This is a genomic window from Bacillus sp. JJ783 (genome assembly GCF_036963225.1).
Classification (GTDB): Bacteria; Bacillota; Bacilli; order Bacillales; family Bacillaceae_G; genus Bacillus_A; species Bacillus_A cereus_U.
The window spans coordinates 1-229 of the sequence record NZ_JBALMG010000085.1 but is presented as its reverse complement, the minus strand read 5'-3'; the positions used below and the strand labels follow the sequence as shown (position 1 = coordinate 229).

Genomic DNA, 229 nt, shown 5'->3' with positions numbered 1-229 from the left:
ATCAATATTTGTAGCAATACTTTGATCAAGCTATAATTCAAACCAACATAACCAGTCTTTTTATCTCATTCGTTGACGAACAAATACGAATCCACCTAAAGCTACCAACAACATTCCTACAATATATGAAATCATCTCCATTGATGTTCCACCTGTGTTAGGAAGCCATACTGATGTCTTAGTATTTTCTTTAGTTGGTGGAACTTTTGAATCTGTGCTTGGATCTTTT

At 34.1% G+C, this 229-nt stretch carries 1 protein-coding gene; it reads right to left on the bottom strand.

Going from position 1 to position 229, the window contains the following annotated elements; genetic code table 11:
• Positions 1-60: 60 nt before the first annotated feature.
• A partial coding sequence (locus tag V7038_RS17940; RefSeq protein WP_335471217.1) for an LPXTG cell wall anchor domain-containing protein occupies positions 61-229 on the bottom strand: 169 nt, incomplete at its 5' end.